This window comes from Streptomyces sp. NPDC104106 (assembly GCF_055584345.1).
This window is the reverse complement of the sequence record NZ_JBVJMF010000037.1, coordinates 1-18,635: the sequence shown is the minus strand read 5'-3', so window position 1 is coordinate 18,635 and position 18,635 is coordinate 1. Positions and strand designations below refer to the sequence as shown.

General features: G+C 68.6%; 16 protein-coding genes and 4 pseudogenes. 10 read left to right on the top strand and 10 right to left on the bottom strand.

Going from position 1 to position 18,635, the window contains the following annotated elements:
- Positions 1–71: 71 nt before the first annotated feature.
- On the bottom strand, positions 72–824 hold the full coding sequence (locus ACZ60X_RS43140; protein ID WP_469611185.1) for an SDR family NAD(P)-dependent oxidoreductase: 753 nt from the start codon (positions 822–824) through the stop codon (positions 72–74).
- A gap of 186 nt (positions 825–1,010) precedes the next feature.
- Here ACZ60X_RS43140 and ACZ60X_RS43135 point away from each other — a divergent pair, with 186 nt between their 5' ends.
- On the top strand, positions 1,011–1,850 hold the full coding sequence (locus ACZ60X_RS43135; protein ID WP_469611183.1) for a helix-turn-helix transcriptional regulator: 840 nt from the start codon (positions 1,011–1,013) through the stop codon (positions 1,848–1,850).
- Positions 1,851–1,913: 63 nt separating this feature from the next.
- Positions 1,914–2,576 (top strand): annotated as a pseudogene (locus ACZ60X_RS43130) (NF041680 family putative transposase); the annotation flags it as partial.
- A gap of 91 nt (positions 2,577–2,667) precedes the next feature.
- Here ACZ60X_RS43130 and ACZ60X_RS43125 read toward each other — a convergent pair.
- Complete coding sequence (locus ACZ60X_RS43125; protein ID WP_469611181.1) at positions 2,668–3,618, bottom strand: NADP-dependent oxidoreductase; 951 nt, start codon at positions 3,616–3,618, stop codon at positions 2,668–2,670.
- 46 nt (positions 3,619–3,664) lie between these two features.
- Positions 3,665–4,222: a nuclear transport factor 2 family protein gene (locus tag ACZ60X_RS43120; RefSeq protein ID WP_469611178.1), complete on the bottom strand. Its 558-nt coding sequence runs from the start codon at positions 4,220–4,222 to the stop codon at positions 3,665–3,667.
- A gap of 39 nt (positions 4,223–4,261) precedes the next feature.
- On the opposite strand from ACZ60X_RS43120, the gene ACZ60X_RS43115 reads away from it, so the two are divergent.
- Positions 4,262–4,870 (top strand): TetR/AcrR family transcriptional regulator, encoded by a 609-nt coding sequence (locus tag ACZ60X_RS43115; RefSeq protein WP_469611176.1) that lies wholly within the window; start codon positions 4,262–4,264, stop codon positions 4,868–4,870.
- Between the two features lie 67 nt (positions 4,871–4,937).
- Here ACZ60X_RS43115 and ACZ60X_RS43110 read toward each other — a convergent pair whose 3' ends face one another.
- Positions 4,938–5,777 carry a hypothetical protein gene (locus ACZ60X_RS43110; RefSeq protein ID WP_469611174.1) on the bottom strand — a complete coding sequence of 280 codons (840 nt, stop codon included), beginning with the start codon at positions 5,775–5,777 and terminating at the stop codon, positions 4,938–4,940.
- A gap of 616 nt (positions 5,778–6,393) precedes the next feature.
- On the opposite strand from ACZ60X_RS43110, the gene ACZ60X_RS43105 reads away from it, so the two are divergent.
- Positions 6,394–7,629, top strand: a complete 1,236-nt coding sequence (locus tag ACZ60X_RS43105; RefSeq protein ID WP_469611172.1) for an IS110 family RNA-guided transposase — start codon at positions 6,394–6,396, stop codon at positions 7,627–7,629.
- 50 nt (positions 7,630–7,679) lie between these two features.
- Here the strand turns inward: ACZ60X_RS43105 and ACZ60X_RS43100 are convergent.
- Positions 7,680–8,018 (bottom strand): annotated as a pseudogene (locus ACZ60X_RS43100) (transposase); the annotation flags it as partial.
- A 159-nt stretch (positions 8,019–8,177) separates the two neighbouring features.
- Entirely contained in the window at positions 8,178–9,824 is a 1,647-nt protein-coding gene (locus ACZ60X_RS43095; RefSeq protein WP_469611169.1) for a sensor histidine kinase, read from the bottom strand.
- A 95-nt stretch (positions 9,825–9,919) separates the two neighbouring features.
- Between ACZ60X_RS43095 and ACZ60X_RS43090 the strand changes: the two genes are divergently transcribed.
- The 3 genes from ACZ60X_RS43090 to ACZ60X_RS43080 all read left to right on the top strand — a co-directional run bounded on the left by ACZ60X_RS43090 (position 9,920) and on the right by ACZ60X_RS43080 (position 12,362).
- On the top strand, positions 9,920–10,600 hold the full coding sequence (locus tag ACZ60X_RS43090; RefSeq protein WP_469611167.1) for a response regulator: 681 nt from the start codon (positions 9,920–9,922) through the stop codon (positions 10,598–10,600).
- A gap of 147 nt (positions 10,601–10,747) precedes the next feature.
- On the top strand, positions 10,748–11,977 hold the full coding sequence (locus ACZ60X_RS43085) for a PstS family phosphate ABC transporter substrate-binding protein (protein WP_469611165.1): 1,230 nt from the start codon (positions 10,748–10,750) through the stop codon (positions 11,975–11,977).
- A 184-nt stretch (positions 11,978–12,161) separates the two neighbouring features.
- Positions 12,162–12,362: a hypothetical protein gene (locus tag ACZ60X_RS43080; RefSeq protein ID WP_469611163.1), complete on the top strand. Its 201-nt coding sequence runs from the start codon at positions 12,162–12,164 to the stop codon at positions 12,360–12,362.
- Here the strand turns inward: ACZ60X_RS43080 and ACZ60X_RS43075 are convergent.
- A pseudogene (locus ACZ60X_RS43075) lies at positions 12,359–12,463 on the bottom strand (transposase domain-containing protein); the annotation flags it as partial. The gene ACZ60X_RS43080 and the pseudogene ACZ60X_RS43075 sit on opposite strands and share 4 nt — an antisense overlap.
- A gap of 124 nt (positions 12,464–12,587) precedes the next feature.
- On the opposite strand from ACZ60X_RS43075, the gene ACZ60X_RS43070 reads away from it, so the two are divergent.
- Positions 12,588–13,679, top strand: a complete 1,092-nt coding sequence (locus ACZ60X_RS43070; protein WP_469611161.1) for an integrase core domain-containing protein — start codon at positions 12,588–12,590, stop codon at positions 13,677–13,679.
- On the opposite strand, the gene ACZ60X_RS43065 is transcribed toward ACZ60X_RS43070, so the two are convergent.
- Positions 13,578–15,155: a helix-turn-helix domain-containing protein gene (locus ACZ60X_RS43065; RefSeq protein ID WP_469611159.1), complete on the bottom strand. Its 1,578-nt coding sequence runs from the start codon at positions 15,153–15,155 to the stop codon at positions 13,578–13,580. The two genes, ACZ60X_RS43070 and ACZ60X_RS43065, sit on opposite strands and share 102 nt — an antisense overlap.
- 366 nt (positions 15,156–15,521) lie before the next feature.
- On the opposite strand from ACZ60X_RS43065, the gene ACZ60X_RS43060 reads away from it, so the two are divergent.
- Positions 15,522–16,673, top strand: a complete 1,152-nt coding sequence (locus ACZ60X_RS43060) for a cytochrome P450 (protein ID WP_469611156.1) — start codon at positions 15,522–15,524, stop codon at positions 16,671–16,673.
- 39 nt (positions 16,674–16,712) lie between these two features.
- Here ACZ60X_RS43060 and ACZ60X_RS43055 read toward each other — a convergent pair whose 3' ends face one another.
- Positions 16,713–17,153 carry a GFA family protein gene (locus ACZ60X_RS43055; RefSeq protein ID WP_469611154.1) on the bottom strand — a complete coding sequence of 147 codons (441 nt, stop codon included), beginning with the start codon at positions 17,151–17,153 and terminating at the stop codon, positions 16,713–16,715.
- Between the two features lie 233 nt (positions 17,154–17,386).
- Positions 17,387–17,539: pseudogene (gene manB / locus ACZ60X_RS43050) on the bottom strand (phosphomannomutase/phosphoglucomutase); the annotation flags it as partial.
- 351 nt (positions 17,540–17,890) lie between these two features.
- Between manB and ACZ60X_RS43045 the strand changes: the two are divergent.
- Entirely contained in the window at positions 17,891–18,493 is a 603-nt protein-coding gene (locus ACZ60X_RS43045; protein ID WP_275884116.1) for an RICIN domain-containing protein, read from the top strand.
- Positions 18,494–18,635: the final 142 nt, after the last annotated feature.

The window sequence follows — 18,635 nt, the reverse complement described above, 5'->3', positions numbered from 1 at the left end:
GTTGCTTCGTGCCCGGCCTCTTCGTTAGGCCGAACGAGTTCCAGGTAGTCCGTGACGGCCCCATGAGGGTGTCAGACCTGGCCGTAACCGCCGTCGACCTGGTAGTCGGCGCCGTTGACGTGGGAGGCCGCGTCCGAGGCGACGAAGGCGATCACGGCGGCGACCTCTTCCGCGGTACCGGCCCGGGTCATAGGGGTCCCGGTGCCCATCGTGGCGATGAGCGCCTCACGTTCCTCGGCGGTGGCGGCCAGCTGCGCGATACCGGGCGTATCCGTCGGGCCCGGGCTCACCACGTTCACCCGGATCCCGCGTGGGGTCAGCTCAAGGGCCCAGGTACGGGCGAGAGCGCGGACCCCGGCCTTGGAGGCCGCGTAGAGACTCCGCCCGCGCGACGCCTTGTGAGCGGCCATCGAGCCGGTGAGGACGATGACACCACCGTCCGCCAGCAGCGGCAGCGCCTTCTGGACGGTCATGATCGTGCCGGTGATGTTGACGTCGAAGACCGTCCTGATGACGTCCTCGGTGATGGTTCCCAGCGGTGCGGTCGCGATCGCCGCCGCGTTGACGACCAGCACGTCCAGCCGGCCGCTGCGCCGCTCTACCTGTGCGAAGAGCCGGTCGAGGTCGTCGGCCGAGCGCGAGTCGGCCCGCACCCCGATGGCATCACCCGGTATGTCCGCGGCCGCCGCCGTCAGGGCGTCCTGGTCCCGTCCCGTGATGTAGACGCTGCCGCCCCCTTCGGCGATCTTCCGCGCGGTGACGTGGCCGATACCGGCACTTCCACCCGTCACGACCGCGACCTTGTTGTGAAATGCGTTGCTCATGGAGCTCGTCGTCCGTTCATCTGGGTAGCCGTCCTTGGGAGAACGTCGTGCAAAACGTCCCGGAAAAGTCCTGAGGAGCACAGGCGGTACGAGCCTGCGCCTGTGCTGACACCGGTGCCAGAAGCCTGCTGATACTGGTACTGGCAGCACCAGGCCGACGCCTCCCGGCTCTGGCACAGTGGACCTGTGCCGACAACCACGAACCGGACCGAACTACGGGATTTCCTGCGCTCACGACGCGCGCGGGTCTCACCCGAGGACGTCGGCATACCCGCGACAGTCCGTCGGCGCACCCCCGGACTGCGCCGCGAGGAGGTCGCCCAGCTGGCCGGTGTCGGCATCACCTGGTACACGTGGCTGGAGCAGGGGCGGCCGATCAACGTCAGCTCGCAGGTGCTCGACGCGGTGGCCCGCACGCTGTTTCTGGATGCCGCCGAGCGCGACCACCTCTACCGTCTGGCCGAGGTCCCCCAGCCTCCGGCCATCAGTGATCCGCCGACCGAGCTCCCCGGCCACCTCGACAGCGTCCTGGGAGCCCTGGACCCGTTGCCCGCCATGCTGGTCGACGCCCGCACCGACGTGCTGCGCTGGAACCGCGCATACGCGGCCCTGCACCCCGCTCTGGTCAGTGCTCCGCCCGGCAAGCGCAACACCCTCTGGCAGCTCTTCGCGGCACCGGAGGGGCAGCCCCGCATCGTCAACCGCGACGAGCAGGCGCCCGAGGCCGTGGCAGGGTTCCGCTATCGCTACAGCCAGAACGCGGGCGACCCGCGATGGCAGGACTTCGTCGCCCGTCTGTGCACCGCCAGCCCGCTGTTCTCTCGGCTCTGGGCCACACACGACGTCGCTCCACCGCACCTGTGCGACAAGCGCTACGACATCACGGGGATCGGCGAAGTGAGCCTGCGTGCCACCAGCATGGAACTGACCGACCACCCCGGCGTCCGCCTCGTCGTCCAGACACCCACCGACAGACGCAGCCGCGAGAACATCGACCGTCTGCTACGCCGGGCGACGCACCTGTGACGGCCCTGTGTTCCCGAAGCTGCCGCGAGGTGACAAGTAGCTCTCAGTAGCCAGGGCAGTCCCCCCGACCAGGCCACGACGTGCGACACCACCCGCTACGGCACGGCCGAAGCCCTCGCCTGGGACCGGATGCACCCCCGCCTGCAGGCCCGTGGCCCCTGGCTCGACCACTGCGGTGAACTCCCCTTGGTCCACGGCACGTTGATCCGGCTGAAGGTCGAGCACCTGCCCGGTGACCGCGACCCGAAGCCGCTGTGGCTGTGGTCCTCGCGCACCGGGATGACCGGCGCAGACGTCGATGTCCGCTGGCAGGCATTCCTCCGCAGATTCGATCTTGAACACACCTTCCGGCTGTTCAAACAGACCCTGGGCTGGACCGTCCCCAAAGTCCGCGACCCGCACACGGCCGACCTGTGGACGTGGCTGATCATCGCCGCCCACACTCAACTCCGCCTCGCCCGGCCACTCGCCGAGGACCTGCGCCGACCCTGGGAACGACCCAGCGAGCCACGTCGGCTCACCCCGGCCCGAGTCCGCCGGGGGTTCCGCCACCTCCGCGTGAAGACCGCCCGTCCCGCCAGCGTGCCCAGACCCTCCAAGCCCGGACCCGGACGCCCACCCGGCTCGAAGAACCGCAGGTCAGCCCCACGTCACGAGCCCGGCAAGACCGTGAAACGAATCGAAACCCTCACCGAACATGTCCGCCTGAAACAGCAGCGAGGTTAATGATCAAGCTTAGTCCTTGGCGTTGTTTTCTCGGCGAGAACTACTGGGACCCCTGGCTGCTCCATGACCCTGCATTTCCGCAGTGGGCGCGTCAGAAGGCAGTGAAATCCAGGACCAGACGCCCGCGAACACCGCCCGCGGCCAGCCGTCGGTGGGCGTCGGCGGCCTGGTCGGCCGGCAGCACGTCGGCCACCCGCAGCGTCAACTCGCCCGCGCTGGCCTGATCCCGCAGCCGAAGCAGGCGGGCGTGGTCAGTCGCCACATCGGTGACCAAGACCTTGTGCAGTTGGACACCGCGGTCGACGGGGCCGTCCCAGAAGCGGACGACGGCAAGCCCGCCACCGTCCCGGACCGCCGCAACGACCAGTCCGTGCTGCGCGGCGCCGTCGATCACAGCGTCCACCCCGTCCGGCACGAGCGCGCGGAACCGGGCGGCGACGCCGTCGCCCCGGGACACGACCTCGTCCGCGCCCAATTCCTTCACCAGCCGACTGTCGGCCTCCGAGGCGTCTGCGAACACCCGCAGCCCTCCGGACTTGGCCAGCTGCACCGCGTATCCGCCGAAGGCGCCGGCCGCTCCGGTCACCGCGATGGTGCCGCCGGCCGGCACGGCCACCAGATCCAGCGCGCGCCGGGCGGTCAGGGCGTTCATCAGCAGTGTCGACGCGGCAGGGAAGTCCGCGCTGGACGGCATCGAGACTACTGATTCCGCCGGCGCCACAACGAGTTCGGCGTAGGCACCGCCGCGCGGGCCATATGCCTGCAGGATCGCGACCACCGGATCACCGGGCCGGAGCGAGGTGTCGGTGTCCGGGCCGATCGCGTCGACCACGCCGGCGGCGTCCATACCTGGCACGTAGGGACCGGGGCGACCGTCGAACCATGCCTTCAGGGCGCCGGCGCGCAGCATGGTGTCGGTGGGGTTGACCGCGGCGGCGTGCACGCGGATTCGCACCTCGCCGGGGCCTGGGACGGGATCGGGCAGGTCGATCACTCGCAGCACGTCGGGGCCGCCGAACTCGGTCAGGCCGATCGCACGCATGTCCAGACCCCCATTCCTGGTGGTGTTCTCGACGCGGGTTCGACGGTCATTGCTCGACGGGGATCTTGGCCGCTGCGGGATTGCCCACCGACCAGCGCGAGCTGATCCGGTTGCGGCGGACCAGCCACACGTGGTCGTGGTCGCGGACCAGGTCGGTCTCGAACCGGTTGCCCAGCAGCAGGTGGTCCTGGAACTCGACCGACGGCCCTTCGCCGGTTCGGTGGTGCTGTCCGATCAGGTAGCAGGTCAGTTTGGCGGTGTCGCCGTCCACCCACACTCGGATGTTGGACAGGGCGTGGAAGGTGTCCATCGCCGTTCCCACAGTCCGCATCAGCGTCTCGACGACCTGTCCGCGGCCGACGTAGGGCTCGAACACGTGGATGCTGTGGTCAATGCCGCCGAGGTCAAACACCGCGTCCTCGGTGAAGGCGGAACGCAGCAGCTCCTCGTCGCCGAAGTCGATTCCCTCGACGATCCGGGTGACCGCGTCCACAATGCCGTCCCGGTCGGTGTTGCCGTCGTTTCGGTCAGAGCCATCAGGTGTCTCCACTCGTCTACAACGCCAACGTTGGCGTTGGTCATTCGGATCGTAGTACCCGGTCACCGCCAACGGCAACGTTGGCGTCGGTGCTAGCCTTCGCATATGAAGCGAACCGTCGACGACACTCGCCGCCTGCTCCGGGAAGCCGCGCTGGTCGAGTTCGCCGAGCACGGGTCCGACGGCACCACCGTGACCCGCATCGCCGCTCGGGCCGGCGTCAACAAGGAACGGCTCTACGCCTACTTCGGCGACAAGGACGCCCTCTTCGACGAGGTGCTCACCGAGGCCCTGGAGGAACTCTCCCGCGTCGTCGCCCCGGACGGCCTGAGCTTCGGCGACATGGGCGATGTCGCCGGCCGCACCTTCGACTACTACGCCCGGCACCCCGAACTGGCGCGCCTACTGCAGTGGGAAGGCCTGCGCGGCGCGCCACCGGTCAACGCCACCGTCCGCGTCGAGCACTACAGCCGCAAGGTCGCCGCCACCGCCCAGGCCCAACGCGACGGGACCATCGACAGCGGCATCGACGCCGGCCACCTCATGTTCATGATCATCGGACTCGCGGCGTGGTGGTTCAGCGTCCCGCAACTCGCCACCATGATGACCGGTGCTGAGGCCGCCGACCCGGACGAGCGGGCCCGAAGGCGCGCCTTTGTCGTGGAGGCAGCCCGGCGCCTGACCCGATCGCGGCCGGACGTCATCGCTTCCTGAGGCGACTGTTGGATGTGGCAGATCTTGCTACGCGGCGCCAACTTCCGTAACACGGGCGCCACATCGCTCAGACGCGGTGCCAGCCCCGCGCGGCTACTTTGCACTGTGGGTCAGAGATAGGAGACCGGGGCCAACTACCTCGCCCTACCCAGTCCGCCGAGTGACCACATCGCCCCAGATCAGCCATATCCGTTGTTTTTGCGGCCGATGATCCGGATACCCCTCTCCCAGTCGATGGTGAAGTCGTGGGCCGCGAAGCCTTGTCGGGCCTTGGCCTGGCGGGAGGTGTCGAGCAGGACCGGCGTGACCAGGGCGATGCCATAGGTCTGGCGGCGGACACGATGAGCTCGGCGCTGGGGTAGCCGGAGTCGAGGTAGTGCCGCGCGGGCAGTAGGTGGCGCCGGGGCAGGCCCTGGTGGATCGCGCTCAGGGCCTTGCTGTCCGGCAGGGTCGAGCAGGTGGTGGTGACGTTGGTGATCAGGTTCGGGCGGGTGGGCCGGTCGCCTTCAGCCTGTGGGTGGCAGGTCTCGGAGACGTGGAGCTTGTAGCCGTTCCAGAACGTCTCGCGCTTGGCAGACCAGCGGGTGTCGGTGTCGTAGGGGGAGACCAGGCGGGATGGGGCGGGCGGCAGGCCGTCGCCCCCGTCCTCGGCGCGCTCACGCCGCCGGATCCGCAGCCTGCCGACGCGGTCGGCGGTGCGGGTGAAGTTCTGCACCAGTACCCGCCGCAGGGTCTGAACCGCGGGCAGTTCGCGCAGCCATACGGGCGAGGCGGGCGCGTACACGGCCTGCAGCAGCGTGTAGCCGTCCTGCGCGTAGGCGAGCGCGAGTTCGTCCTGCTTGGTCTTGGAGGTCGGCAGCCGCCAGCTGTCCACCCGATCTCCATAGCGATGGCTCCAGTCGTCCACCGACAGCACCTGGTCCCCCAGTCGGGGCAGGCGGCGGCGAGCGCGTTCAACGCAGCTCGGACGCTCTCGCCGACCAGCTCCAGCCGGTTCAGGTCCCGCACCGCCGACACGATGTGCGTGGAGTCGGTGCGCTGACTCCCGCCCGCCGTCAGCAGGTCCAGCGCTGTCAGCCGCTCCAGCAGTAGGTCCAGCACCCACTCTTCTAATAGCTCGTCGGTGAGCCTGAATGCGCGAGCACAATGGCCCACCGGTACAGGTGACGGAGGCCTACCGCCGTTCCGGGACGAAGATCCCCAGGGCTAGACCGGCCCCGTCACCGCAGGCGCCGCCGGGCGGAGGCCCAAGCACCATTCGGGACTCGATCCCCGAGACGAGACAGGCCCGGCCCGGCGCCGCTTGCTGCGGCGGTTTTCATGTCCTCAGCCCGCCGGCAGGGGCTGACCTCTCAGACGTTCGCGAGCCGAGAGCTCTCCAGCAGACCGAGGTCCCTGCAGGCCGCTGGAGACACGAACGGCTCATGAGATGGCGTGCCCTGGAGCACTTCTATTAGAGCGCCGCGTGCTCCGCAGGGAGCTGACCTGCGCATACGCGTTCCCACCCAAGAAGGAGAGCAACGTTGAGCCGAGTGTTCTGCGGGATCGACTGGGCGGAAGGGCACCACGACATAGCCCTGGTCGACCAGGACGGCAGCCAGCTGGCCAAGCTGCGGATCAGCGACGACAGCGCGGGCTTCCAGGCCCTGCTCGAACTGTTGTCCCGCCACGGCGACAACCCGGAGGCCCCGATCCCGGTCGCCATCGAGACACCCCGTGGCCTCCTGGTCGCCTGCCTGCGAGCCACCGGCCGCCAGGTCTACGCGATCAACCCGCTCGCGGCCGCCCGCTACCGGGACCGTGCCAGCGTCTCCCGGGCGAAGTCGGATGCCGCCGACGCCCGGGCCCTGGCCAACATCCTGCGGACCGACAACCGGACGCACCGACCGCTGCCCGCCGACAGCGAGCCCGGCCAGGCCGTCACCGTTCTGGCCCGCGCCCACCAGGACGCCGTCTGGGACAAGGGCCAGCTCGTCAACCGGCTCCGCTCCCACCTGCGCGAGTACTACCCCGCCGCGCTGCTGGCCTTCCACGGAAACGGGAGGCTCGGCCTCGACTCCGCCCACGCCCGCGCGATCCTCAGCGCGGCCCCGGCACCCGCCACCGCCGCGAAACTCACCCGCAGCCAACTGCGTGCCATCCTCAACCGGGCCGGCCGCCTTCGCCGTTCCATCGACGAGGAGATCGAGCGCCTGCGAGAGCTGTTCCGCTCCGAACAGCTGCGACAGCTGCCGATGGTCGAGCAGGCCATGGGCCGCCAGACCGCAGCCCTCCTGCAACAGCTCGACGCCGCCTGCAGGAGCTGTGACGACCTCGCCCAGGCCACGGAGGATGCCTTCCTGTCCCATCCGGACGCGGAGATCATCACCAGCCTTCCAGGACTGTCCGTATTGTCCGGTGCCCGGGTGCTGGCCGAACTTGGCGACGACCGCACCCGGTTCGCCGACGCCAAGGCCGTCAAGGCCTACGCCGGCGCCGCACCGGTTACCCGCGCCTCCGGCCGCAGCCACGTCGTGGTCGCCCGCACGGTCAAGAACCGCAGACTGGCCGCCGCCGGCTACATGTGGGCGTTCGCCGCCCTCCGGTCCCAGGAACCGCGGGCCCACTCCGACCGCCGGCGAGACGGCGGCGAACGCCACACCGCGGCTCTGCGGAACCTGTTCAACAAGCTCCTCGGCTGCCTCTACCGCTGCCTGCAGAACCGCACCCTCTACGACCCCGAGCGAGCCTTCATCGGCCACCTCGCGCTGGCCGCATGAGCGCCGAACTTGACCCGCCAACGACATGAGATGTCTAGCCCGTGGCTGACCACCCGCGAGCGGAACTCCGACAGCACGCTGTGGTCGAATCCCGGATCCTCCAGGCGCAACCCGAGCGCGTACTTCCAGGCCAGGCTCTCGCGGACCTCGTCCGCAGCCTGCCGGTCGGTCGCCGCCTTCTGCAGCACCGTGACCAGCGCAAGACGGCCCGGGGACCAGCCCGGCTTACCCGCCCGGCCGAACGCCTCGGCGAACGCCGCGTCCGGGAACAGTTCGCCCAGCCGGTCACGCACCTGCACCGGCAACGGAACCTCCCGCCGGCCCCGGTAGATCGCCCGGATCGCCGCAGCCACCTGCGGATCCGGCTCCGGCCAAGGCCGCGGCTGCACCGACACCACACACTCCGATCCACCGAGAAGCGAAAAGACCGTCATGATCCCATCCACCGGCACTTGGCGACGGCCAACTCGCAGGCACGGCGACGCACTTCAAATTAGCCACCAAGATCGCGCAGCGCCCGCCACGCGCAGGGCTGCCAGCCGATGCCGTCACCGGCGCTGCCGCACGGCAGCATTCGGGCCCGATACCGGCTCGGGACCGGGTAGTCGCACGGTGAAGACCGCTCCGGCTTCATTCGTCACATCGATCGTGCCGGCGTAGCGGTGCACGGCCTGCCGGACCAGGGCGAGTCCGAGGCCGCGGCCGTGAGGCCGGTCCGGCGGCTTGGTCGACCAGCCGGGAGTGAAAGCATGCGGCAGGGCTTCCGGCGGCAGGCCGGCGCCGGAATCCGCGACCCGGACCAGCACCGCGTCCTCGTCATTGCGAATCGTCACAGTGACGCGTCGCGGTGCGGGTGCCGCCAGGGCGGCGTCGAGCGCATTGTCGATGAGGTTGCCGACGATCGTGATGAGATCGCGAGGATCGATCCGGACGGTGTCGAGCGCAGTGTCGTCGGTGACGGTGAGGGCGACGCCCTTCTCGTCCGCGGCCGCAGTCTTCCCCAGCAGCAGTGCGGCCACGGCCTGCTCCTGGATGGCGCCGAGTATGCGGTCGGTGAGCTGCTGGCTCATCGCGAGTTCCCCGGTGGCGAACTCCACGGCCTCATCCGGCTTGCCGACTTCCACCAGGGTGATGACGGTGTGCAGCCGGTTGGCGGCCTCGTGGGCTTGGGCACGCAGCGACTCGGCGAATCCGCGCAGCGAGTCGAGTTCACCGGTCAGTGCCTGCACCTCGGTGCGGTCTCGCAAGGTGGTGACAGTGCCCAGCACCCGGCCATCCTGGCGGGCGATCTGCTGGTTGACCACCAGGATGCGGTCGTCGGTGAGGTGTATCTCGTCCGTCGTGGTCCGCCCGGAGGCCAGCAGGTCCCGCAGCGGCTGGTCCACGGGCAGGTCGGCAACGCTCCGGCCCACGTCGGCGGTGGCCAGGTGCAGCAGCCGGGCCGCCTCGTCGTTGGCGAGCAGTAGCCGCCGGTCGGCCCCGACGACGAGCAGTCCCTCCCGCATGGCGTGCAGCACCGCATCATGGTGCTCGTACAGCCGCGTGATCTCGACCGGACCGAGCCCGCGCGTCAGCCGACGCAGCCGCCGGCTGACGAACAGCGAGGCAAGCGCGGCAGCCCCGAGACCGGCCCCGATCACCAGCAGCAGTCTGGGGATGCGACGCTGGAACAGCACGCCGATCTGCTTCTGCGTCATCACCGCGGCGACCAGGCCGACTATGCGCCCGTGGTCGGTGACGGGCACGACAGCGCGGACGGAGGGACCGAGCCGGTCCCGGTAGGTCTGCAGCATCTCCTGCCCGTGCCGGGCGCGGCTCAGGTCGCCGGGGAACGGCTGCCCGATCCGGCTGCTGCGCGCGTCGGTGTAGCGGATCCCACCCGGGGAGAGCACGCCCACGTAGTCCACACCGTTGGCGGTGCGCACCGAGGCGGTCAGCGGCTGGAGAACCTGCGACGGGTCGTGCCGCCGCAGCGCCTGGGCGGTATCGGGGCAGCCGGCCAGGGTGCGGGCCACCGCCAGCACGACCTGGCGCGCCTGGGCTTCGCTGTCATGCCGGGCCCGGGCGTAGGCGAAGAGCGAGGCGGCCGTCACGCCGGTGACCGCCATGCACACCAGCAGGACGAACAACTGACGTGCAACGCTGGTCGTGCGGAGGCCGCCGGACCAGAACAGCGGAAGAGACAGCGAGCGCATGGCACAGTATCGCCCGCGGACCTCGCCGGGCCGGCGGGGTCCGCAGGCGCCCAATCGTCCGGCCTTCACGTGATCGCGCAGCGGGAGATCATCGCATGATCCACACCCTGGTAGTCGAGGACAACCCCCGTGTCGCCGACGCGCATTGCACCTACGTCAGCATGGTCGACGGGTTCGCCGTCGCCGCGGTGGCGCACTCTGGCGCCCAGGCGATCCGGCAGGCCACCCGGCATACGGTCAACCTCGTGCTGCTGGACCTGGCGCTGCCCGACATGAGCGGATTCGAGGTCTGCGCCGCCCTGCGTGCCCGGATCCCCGAGCCGCCGGACGTCATAGCGGTAACGGCGTCCCGCGATGTGCCGACGGTACGGCAGGCCATCACACACGGGGTGGTGCAATACCTCATCAAACCCTTCGCCTTCGCGGCCTTCCGTGAAAAGCTCGAACGGTACGCAGAGTTCCGGCGGCATGTGCTGTCGGCCCGGGGCATGGCCGCACAGCAGGACGTGGACCGCTTCTTCGCCGTGCTGCGCGGATCGGCGGCCGAGCCGCTGCCCAAGGGGCTGAGCCGCGACTCGTGGTCTGCGGTGGCGCAGGCGCTGCGCGAGTCGAGCAAGCCACTGTCGTCCTCTCAAGCGGCCGAACGAGTCGGGCTGTCCCGCGTCACCGCCCGCCGGTACCTCGAACACCTCACGCACCAGGGACTGGTGACACGGACGCTGCGCTACGGCAGCACAGGCCGGCCCGAGCAGCTCTACTACTGGTCGGGCAGTTGAACCGGGAACCTGGCCGGCGACCACTACGACCACAACCCAGGGCGGGCATCAAAGCTGTGCCCATAATCCGGTCGTCAACAATCCAGCACCCCTGCCGGAGAAGCGACCATGAACCCCATCGCAAGGCCGGTCAGCACAATGGCTCGCATGAAATACCACTGGAGGCTGGGCACCTCACTGACACTCGTCGTCCCCTTGCTGGCATCGTGCACCGGCGGTTCGTCCGGCTCAGCGGCGTCGACTGCCTCGACGGCATCGCGATCCTCCGACTACTGCAGGAACGTCGACCCGAAATCGTCCCTGGGCGACCAGTGCGCGCGCACCAGGACCATTTCCGGGCCGGCCCACCGGGTTTACTACACGACGCGGTACAAGCTCGACGGTATTCCGCAGTACCATCCGGTCCAGCAGGTTTCCGGAACGATCCGTCAATGGGGATCGAACTACTTCTCCGACAGCGGCCTCATGCAGAAATGGGAACAGCAGTTCCGGAAGTTCCAGCCGAAGGTGAGGTTCCAGGACACTGCGAACAGCACCGAGGAAGGCATCGGCGGGCTCTATACCGGCGTCGCCGACGACGCACCGATGGGCCGCAAGATCCTCTGGCAGGAGCTCACCCCGTACCAGCGGCAGATGAACAGCCTGCCGCTCGAGGTCACGATCTGCACCGGCTCGTACAACGTGGACGGCTGGAGCTGGGCGATCGGCATCATGGTCAACAAGGACAACCCGATCACCCAGCTGAACTACCAGCAGCTCGACGGCATCTTCGGCGGTGCCCGCACCGGCGGCTGGAAGGGCTTGAACTGGGACCCGTCGGTCGCCCGCCCGGCATCGGCGAACATCCGCACCTGGGGTCAGCTCGGGCTGACCGGAAAATGGGCCAACGCGCCGATCGACGTCTACGGCTACCCAAAGGACTTCCACTTCCCCGACGAAATCCAGAGAAAAGTCTTCCACGGCGGCGACGTGTGGAACGAATCCATGCAGGAGTTCGCCAACTCCGTCGGCCCGGATCACAAACTCCAGCTCGCAGGTTCGAAAATCATGGCCGCCCTGAGCAAGGACCCGCACGGCATCGCCTATACCGGGATCGACTTCCTCACCCCGCAGACCAAGGCGCTGCCGATCTCCAAGGGGAACAACGGTCCGTACGTCCCACTGACCCGGGACAACGTGCAGAACCGCACCTATCCGCTGCTGCGGAACATCTACTTCTACACCAACGAGCACAACGGGGTGCCGACCGATCCCGCGGTGGAGGAGTTCATTCGCTTCATTCTCAGCCGCCAAGGCCAGGAAGACGTCCAAGGAGACGGCAAATACCTGCCGCTCACCGCTCCTGAGGACACCAAAGAAACAGCCAAGCTGAAGTGAACCGTTTTCATCCTGTGAGGTGCCTCCGGCGTGCGGGAGGTGTTGATCAGCTGGTCAGGATGGGTTGACGGGGTTTCAGGTCCGTTCGCTCGGCCGTTCCCTGGTCGGCGTAGTGCTTTTCCTCCAACCCGACCGGACTGAGGTAGCCGAGCCGCTTCTCGCGCTGAAATGGGCGTATAGCCTGATGCAGCATCGCGGCGCACAAGCTGGCCGCGTACGGAGCCAGCGGCCCCGTCACTACTACTCGCGACGGATCATCCAGTCCGGCGCCAAGCGCGGCCGCGGCCGCACCGGCAAAGGCAACCCCTGGCTCAAGGGCGCACCCGGGGAGGCCGCCATGGCCGCCGCCCCCACCGACACCTTCCTCGGCGCCCGCTACCGGTAGACCACCAGCCGGGCCGGCAACAGCCGGTTCCGCTGCTGCATCCGCCCCGTCTCCGCCAACACCTCGTCCACCAGCGACTGAGGAAACGCCTGTGTCAGCACTGCGGGTGCCGATAAATCATCCGCCCAGGTGGAGGCCTTGATCGACTGGCCCCTCAGGCCGCGCTCGCCAACAACTCCGATGTCTCCACGACCTGGCCAGACGCAGACGGCATCATGATCTATCGTGCTGCTGCGCCTGGCCTACCTCGCTGCGACCAACACCCTGTCGCTCCTGCGCCTGCTGCCGATGAGCGACAGGAACAAAGACATCGAGATCCTTGCCCTGCGGCACCAACTGCTCGTACTGCAACGCCAGGTCGGGAAGCCAACATTCACAGACACCGACCGCGCTATCCTCGCCGGCCTGCTCCACCATCTGCCGAGGCAGAAGCTGCGCCAGCTCCAGCTGCTGGTATGCCCGGACACAATCATGCGGTGGCATCGCAACCTGTTCAAACGACAACACGCCGCCCCCTGCGTGCCAGAGCGGCACGGACGCCCACCCACGGTCCGCTCCATCCGCGCCCTGGTCCTGCGCCTGGCTCACGAGAATTCCTCCTGGGGCTATCGCCGGATCCACGGCGAGCTCGCGACGCTGGGCATCAAGGTCGCCGCCTCCACCGTCTGGGAGATCCTCCGCGAGCACGGCATCCCACCTGCGCCCGAACGGCAGAGCACGACCTGGGCCCACTTCCTGCGCAACCAGGCCGACGCGCTGCTCGCCTGTGACTTCTTCGAGACCCGCACCTTGACCGGTGCGCGTCTGTACGTCTTCGCCGTCATCGAGCACTCCACCCGGCGCATCCGGATCCTGGGCGCCACCGCTCACCCCACCGCTGACTGGGTCGTCCAGCTCGGACGCAATCTCCTCATGGACCTCGAGGACGCGGGCAGCCGGGCCCGATTCCTGATCCGCGACCGCGACGCGAAGTTCACACAGGCCTTCGACGCCCTGCTGGCCGACGCCGGACTGAGAGTCGTCACCACTGGCATACAAATACCCCGAATGAACTCCATCATGGAGCGCTGGATACAGACCTGCCGCAGCGAGCTCCTGAACCGCACCCTGATCTGGAACCAGAGCCACCTCCTACATGTGCTCCGCGAGTTCGAGACCTTCCACAACCGGCATCGGCCGCACCGAGCCCTGAACCAAGCCGCACCGCTCCGACCGCTACCCAAACCGATCAGCGTGCCAGCACAGATCAGGTACCTGGAAGTCCGCCGACGAGACCGACTCAGCGGAACCCTTCATGAATACCGACGTACCGCTTGACCAGGCCAGATGATTTATCGGCACCCACAGTGCCGTCGTTCGTGAGAGTAACCGTGAGCGAATCTCTGGCCCTTGCTTCCGTAGGTGAAGATCACCAAAGTGCAGCTGGCGCGCTGACGGCCCATCTGTTCGAGCCTCGTAAGCAAGGTCGGTGACCGGTGGCGGCGTTTCAGCTGATGGCTCGGAGCCGTTCGAGGAGTTCGCTGACGCCGGCCGTGTGTGGGTAGCGCGACAGTTCCGGTGCGAGGTCACGCACCGGGGCGCCTCGATCCGGCTGGCCAGGTCGAGGGAGCGGGTGGCGGTCGCCGCGGCGATCTCCCGTTCGCCGTCGCGGAGGTAGGTCTCGGCCTGGTAGGTCAGGAACACGGATTTGGTCTTGGAGCGGGTGGCGGTCAGCAGGGTGATGCCCTCGTCCATCAACTGGTGAGCCTGGCGCCGCTGGCCGAGATCCGCAAGACAACGGCCGCCGTCTGCTGCGAGGTCCGCAGTGGACATCCATGAGCACCAGGCGGGAGCCGGATCGTACGACGGGGTGTCGAGCGCCTTTTCGGCGGCGGTGAGGGCCCGGCGGCACAGGCCGCCCTCGTCGAGGGCGGCGAGGGCGCGGGCCTGGCGCAGGTGGAGAAGAGACCGTGCGGTGGGGTGCTGGGTGCGGGGGATGGCGTGGTCGAGGATGTCGGCCGCAGCGCGGGCGTCCCCCAGCCACAGCAGTTGGTATGCGACGTCGGAGAGGATGCCCGCGCCGAGGTCGCGTTGGTGGGCGGTGTGGGCGGTGTGGAGGGCAGCGTGCCAGAAGCGGCCGGCGGAGGCATGGCGGCGTTCGTCGAAGTGCTGCCAGGCGATGGCCTGGGAGAGGGAGGCGGCCAGGGTGTGCAGCCGCTGTCCGGCGGCGGGGGTGTAGCGGGACTCGCTGATGAACTCGGTGACGGTGGTGAGGTGCGCGTTGAGCAGATGACTGGTGTGGCGTCTGCGTTCGGTGGCGAGGCGGATCAGCTCTGTCCCGGTGGCTTCCAGCCAGTCGAGCATCTCGGTGTCGACTTCGCCGGGCGCGGCGATCCGGGCGAACCGACCGGACTCGGTGACGGCCCACTGATGGGCGAGAACAGCCAGGGAGCTGCTGGTGTAGGCGATGAACGACCGGCGGTCCAGGGAGGGCATCAGAGCCTCTCGCAGTGAGGAGACGGCGTTGAGCGGACCGAGAGGCAGCGGTCTGTCCTGGCCCGGGAGCCAGTGGGGCCAGCCGAGATGGGCGACGGCCGCGTAGTCGATGCCGAAGACCTCGGCGATGAGCGGCTGGGACTCGTCCTCGTCGGGGTCGGCGCGGCCGGTCTCCCACTTGGAGACCCGTGAACCCCGGGTGCCCGAGCGCAGACCACGTCGTACTGCGGCCTGCCGGATGCGGCGGGCCAGCTCCTCCTGCGACCAGCCGCGCTCGTTCCTGGCGTGCGCGAGGGGGTGGCGGATGTCGTTGACCACCCGCCCATTGCACCACCCGCTCCGCGTCCGGGGGAGCTGTTCGAAGAGGCCAGGGATAGGGCGGGGATAGCGATTTCCCCTGTGCACCGCGGCCAGTGGCCGCTGTACTCGTCGTGTTCCGCCCGGCACCCGTGTGCCCAGGCGGAACACGGCGACGACCGCCCCTCGCCTTGTTCCGCCCGTCGGGCTGCGTCTGTCCCGCCTGTCGGGCGAGGGCCGGCCGGGTGCCTTCGCCGCCGCCGTACGCCCGCCGTCACCGACGCACAGGGAGGGGCTGCCATGTCGTACGACCACTGAGCCCGAGAAGTCCGGGGCGGGCCTGGCCGAGACGGCGGGCCCGCCTTCCCCTCTCCGGAAGGACGTGCGATGCCATCTGTGACCGACCGCTATGACCCCCTGGACCCGGAGATCCTGCGCGACCCCTACCCGGTACTGACCGAACTGCGCGAGCACGCACCGGTGTTCTGGCACCCGGGCATGAATTCGTGGGCGCTGACCCGGTACGCGGACTGCGTGCGGGTGCTGCGCGACCACGAGAGCTTCGCCCGCGACCCGCGCCGCACAGGGGGCACGCCCCCAGAGCCGTCCTTGAGCGTGCAGACCCTCGACCCGCCGCAGCAGAGCCAAGTCCGCCCCCTGTTCATGACCGCGCTGCGCGCCCAGGATCTGACCGGCGTGGAGGACCGTGCCCGCCTCCTGGTGAGCAAACAGCTCGACCGGCTGGCCGGCGCGGGCCCGTTCGACGTGGTGGCCGAGATCGCGGTGCCGCTGTCCGTGGCAGTCGTCGCGGATCTGCTGGGGGTCGAGCCTCCGCCGTACGGAGAGTTCGCCGCGGTGTCGGACGCGATCATGCGGAGCATGGACGGCGGCCTCGACCCCACGCTCGTCGAACCGGGCCGCGTCGCCCGCCGGCAGCTGAGCGACCTGGTCGACTCCTGGTTCGCAGCCTCGGACCGCCTCGGCCTGCTGGCCCGGGTCCGGCAGGCCACCGCACCCGGCTGCGACGCGCTGACCCGGCTGTACGTGAAGAACACGGCGCGGGTGATGTTCCAAGGCGGCTACAGCACGATGGCGACCTCCGTCGGCAACGCCGTCCACACCCTCCTCGCCCACCCGGGAACCCTCGGCCGGATGCGGGACCGGGCACTGCTGGCCACGGGGGCGGACGAACTGGTGCGCTTCGACGGGCCGGTGCAGGGCACCACGCGCACGGCGGTGCACTCCTGCCGGATCAACGGCATCGCCATCGCTCCCGGGCAGAATCGTCCCGCTGTTCGCGGCGGCCAACCGCGACCCGGCCGCGTTCGCGCAGGCCGATCACCTGGTGCTGGACCGCACCCCGAACCGCCACCTCGGCTACGGGTGGGGGCCGCACTCGTGCATCGGGACAACCGTCGCTCAAGCCGGGCTGCGTGCCTTGATCCCAAAGTTCTGGCTCTCGCTTCCGCTTTCGTCTCGGTGGGGCGGCAGCCCGAATTCATCCAGGAAGTAGCCCCGCGCAGTTCTGAAGTGCCCTGAGCGTCCCTCGACTGCTTTCGACTTCCGTACGGCTCTCGGTCAGCTGGCCGTGGTGGGCTCTGTCTTCGCTACCGAGGGCAGCCAGCGCACAGCGTTGTCGTGGAAGGAGGCGTGGATCGGCACGAGGTCTTCGCCGCTGGTGTCGTCGAGGGCGGTGACGTTGATGCCGATCTCCGGGATGTCGCTGTCGATCGCCGCGACGCGGCTGCCGCAGGTCGGGCAGAAGCCGCGCTTCGCCTCACCGGGGAAGGTCTCGTACCAGGTCGGCTCGCCACCCTCGCCGATCCAGGTGATCGTCTTGAAGCCCACCCACCACATCACGGGGGTGCCGCCGAGTTTTTGGCAATGTCCACATTCACAGGTGTGGGGGAAGACTGCGGGGCCCTGTGCAATGAAGCGGATGCGACCGCAGAGGCAGCCGCCTGTACGTCCCTCGGCTTCGTCGGCTCCCCGGGCGTCGGTGGCGGGGGTGGCGTTCATCAGGTGATCTCCCAGACTCGATAGGCAAGTTGGGCCCATCAGTGTGCCATCGGTTCCGTGATCGTCAGGACGCTGTTGGCGGCTCCGACGTGGCCCGGCCCCGTGCGCCGATTGCGGAGGCGTCACGGGCCGGGCGACAAGACTGCGACTCAGGGGCGTCCGAGGACGCGGAAGGTTCTTCCGCCGGGCTAGCCAAGGCTGTCTCCCCTCCCTCGCCGCTGTCGGGTGGTCGGTCAGGAACGGACCAGGGCCAGAACCTCGTCGCGCAGAGCGTCGACCGCGGCCTGGGTAGGGGCTTCGGCGTTGAGCCGCAGCAGCGGCTCGGTGTTGGAGGGGCGGAGGCTGAACCAGCGGCCGTCGCCGAGGTCGACCGTCAGCCCGTCGAGTGGTGACGTCCTCGAACTGTTGGTACGCGGCCTGGACCTCGTCGAGATGTCCACTCGGTGTCCAAGTGGACGCGATTGAACCACCAAGCGCTTGCGGTGTACGGATTTCAGCCCGACTGCCACTCGTGTGAGTGACAGTCGGGCTGACCTGCTGTCCGCGCACCTCGACGGCTACGCCCGCCGCTCGGGATCATCCAGGACTCCCTTCGGCGGCACCGCCACCACCCGCGGGTCGCGGACGGCGTTGACCGGACGTTGGCATGTCACTTGCCGCCGCCTCATTGACTCAAATCAATACACTCCCAAGACTGTTGCCGTCTCGGTCGAGACACGGAGCCGTAGGGGGATGTCATGAAGGTGGCTCGGAAGCTCGGAGCGGGCGTCGCTGCGCTGGCCTCGCTGGCACTGGTGAGCCTGAGCGGGGGGACTGCGCAGGCGAGCCCGGGGAACTGGAACCTGGACACGGCGTACGCGAGCAACATGTGCCTGGACGCCGCGTACGTGGCCAACGACCCGGTCCAGAATCCGTGGCGAAACGGCGACACAGTCCAGATGTGGCACTGCAACCAGCAGGCCCAGCAGGGCTGGATCTTCCACATCCAGGGCTACCAACCGAACGGTCTCCCGATCTTCACCATCACGAACCAGCGCAGTGGTCTGTGCCTGGACATGGACATCAGCGGTGGTTCGGTCGGTGGCACGGGTTACGACTACTACGGGCACCGAGTGCAACTGTGGACGTGCAACGGGTGGGACAACCAGCTGTGGTACCAGGGGTATGGCTACGCCGGTGACTCAGTGCTCCAGGCAGGCAACGGCGCCAAAGCCGGATGCGGCTGCGACTACCTAGACGCCAAGAACTTCGGCGGGTGGACCCCTGCCGACGACGGCGACCCCGTGCTCGTCTGGGACTACATCGGCTACGACGCACCACAGAACTGGACGTGGAGCTGAGCGGACGCCGATCGTCTGCAACATGCGGGCATGACCTCGCACGCTACTTAGACCGTGTCCTATGTGGTGAGGCGGATCAATCGCTTGTAGCAGCACAGGGTGGCGGCGAGGCCCAGAAAGGCGAGGTAGTTGCGAGGATCGC